Consider the following 833-nt stretch of genomic DNA (forward strand, 5'->3'; position numbering starts at 1 on the left):
GGCCGAGCTGAGTTGACGGTCACAGTAGAAACGTTAAAATCACGTTGCTGGTAAGGCCGACCCCTGGTGGCCGCCAGGCGGATGCGCAAGGGTGCATGTCCGCGTAGAACCTCGGTTCCACGCTCCCCCGTGCCCGCCGAGCCAACTCCGGCAAGCGCGGCCAGTCGGTAGAAACGACTCTCGGAAGGTGAACGATCCGATGGGCTACCTCGACAACCTGATCATCAACACCGACAACTACAAGCACTGCCACTACCCGCTCTACCCCCCGGGCACCGAGTACGTCTCGAGCTACATCGAGTCGCGCGGCGGTGAGTGGCCGGTCGTCCAGTTCGTCGTCCTTCAGGCCTTCCTGCGCGAATACCTGATGCGCCCGATCAGCCTCGAGGACATCGACGAGGCCGAGTTCGTCGTCCGCGAGCAGGGGATGCACTTCAACCGCGAGAACTGGCTGGGCATCCTCAACGACCACGGCGGCTACCTGCCCGTCGAGATCGAGGCCGTTCCCGAGGGCACCGTGCTCCCGGCACGGAACGTGCTCGTGCAGGTGATCAACACCGACCCGAAGTACTTCTGGGCCACCAGCTTCTTCGAGACCGCGCTGCTGCGCGCGGTCTGGTACCCGAGCACCATCGGCACGGTCAGCTGGCTGTCCAAGATGGTGATCAGGGAGGCGCTCGCGCGGACCTCGGACAACCCGCAGCTGATCCGCAACATCCTGCACGACTACGGCGCCCGCGGCGTCAGCTCTGACGAGTCCGCGGCGCTGGGCGGTCTGGCGCACCTGGTCAACTTCGACCAGTCCGACACGGTGCCGGGGATCCTCGCCGCGA

At 65.2% G+C, this 833-nt stretch carries 1 protein-coding gene; it reads left to right on the forward strand.

The genetic code is table 11. The annotated features are described in order from the left end of the window. Nucleotides 1-187 precede the first annotated feature (187 nt). Nucleotides 188-833 (forward strand): nicotinamide phosphoribosyltransferase domain-containing protein (locus PKE99_RS37990; protein WP_271215092.1); only part of this gene is annotated, 646 nt, incomplete at its 3' end.

The organism is Pseudonocardia halophobica (assembly GCF_027922425.1).
In the GTDB taxonomy this organism is placed as follows: Bacteria; Actinomycetota; Actinomycetes; order Mycobacteriales; family Pseudonocardiaceae; genus Pseudonocardia; species Pseudonocardia halophobica.